The organism is Streptomyces sp. NPDC102360, assembly GCF_044766085.1.
Taxonomy (GTDB): Bacteria; Actinomycetota; Actinomycetes; order Streptomycetales; family Streptomycetaceae; genus Streptomyces.
Genome location: NZ_JBIWLG010000035.1, coordinates 1 through 1523, shown reverse-complemented (window position 1 = coordinate 1523; position 1523 = coordinate 1). Strand labels below are relative to the sequence as shown.

Below are 1523 nucleotides of genomic sequence, written 5' to 3'. Positions count from 1 at the left end.
CCACTCGTTGGTCTGCTGGTCCTGGCGGGCGCGCCGGATGGCCTCGTGTTCTGCGCGTGGGCCCAGGGTGACCTTGCGGCCGCCGGTCTTGGAGCGGGTGCAGCGGCTGCGGACTGGGCAGTCATGGCACTGCTGCGTCGAGAAGAAGATGTCGGTCTTGGGGTGCCCGTAACGGCCCAGGTGCGGTTTCCACCGGACGCTGGTGTGTCCCTCGGGGCAGGTCGCCTGACGGTTTTCCCAGTCGATGGTGAAGCTGTCGACGTCGAAGCCCTGGCCGGCCTGTCCCTGCCAGGTGACGTCCTCACGGATCGGGCCGATCAGGTCGACGCCATGGGCGGCCTGGCTGGTGGCCAACAGCGCGGCACTGACGTAGCCGCGGTCGACCAGGTGCGCGCCGGCCAGCAGACCGTCGGCGTCGAGGCCAGCGTGGATCTCCTCGGTCACCTCAACATCGGTGACGGTGGCCACGGTTGTGGCCACGTGCGTGATCAAGTGCGGGGCATCACGGTCACAGACCTCCGTAAGATGGATCTTGTAACCGCTCCAGTCACCACCGCGCTTGATGCTGTAGCGGGCGTCGAGATCGTAGGGCGACTCCAGGCGCTGGTGAGAGGGTGGCATCTCTGCCGGGGTGCGGCCTCGCAGCCTCCCGTTCTCCGTGACGTATTGCTGGTGCCAGCAGACCTGCAGAGCTTGGACCTGCGGCAACTCCCGTATCCAGTGCAGCGTGTCAGGGGCGTGGACAGCGCCGAGCAGGAGCATGCCGTCTTGTCCGGTCTGCTCGAAGTACGCGGTGCGGGCCTGCTCTCCGCGGGGCAGGCGGTAGTTCTCGATCCGCCGCCCGTAGCGGTCGAACCAGTCGGCAGGCGCCATGTCGGCCAGCCACTCGGACGCCACGACGGCCAAGGCGTTCAGGGCGGCCCGCAGATGCTCCGCGGTCAGTTCAAGACGGTTCAATCGGCGTACGGACGCCAGCACATGAGTGGCGTCGGTCCGCTGTTGACCAGGGCGTTTGAGCAGGTCTGCCGCACGCATCCGGTTCAGGAGCAGATCCAGCAGACGGGGAGGATCCGCACTGCTGATGTTGCGGTCGCGGAACTCGCAGAGCAATGAGTGGTCAAACCCGGCATCCGTCAGTTCCAGCCCCAGGAGGAACTTCCAGTCGATGCGGGCACGGACTGCCGCCGCGGCCTGGCGGTCGGACAGTCCCTCGGTGAACTGCAGGATCGACACCAGCGCCAGCTGGGCGGGCGACCAGGCAGGCTTTCCCCGCACCGGATACAAACCGGCAAAGTCCTCGTCCCGAAACACCGGCCCCAGCACCTCACGGAGCCGCGTACACAAACAGCCCGTCGGGAACGCCAGCCGGGCCACCTCGGCGGTCTGGGCCGGAACCTCACCCGGCAGACGCGGACGCAACGACACGTTGATCACCTCACGCTCGCGCCCCCACGCCGCTCCGGCCATCATCCCGCCGCCACAAGGTCATTTGGTGACCGCCCTCGAATTCGCCAACGGTGTCC

The 1523-nt window shown here is 67.4% G+C and carries 1 protein-coding gene; it reads right to left on the bottom strand.

What is annotated here, in order from left to right; translation table 11 throughout:
- On the bottom strand, nucleotides 1–1470 hold a 1470-nt coding region (locus ACIRHA_RS43145; protein ID WP_403857729.1), incomplete at its 3' end, for an IS1182 family transposase.
- Nucleotides 1471–1523 lie beyond the last annotated feature (53 nt).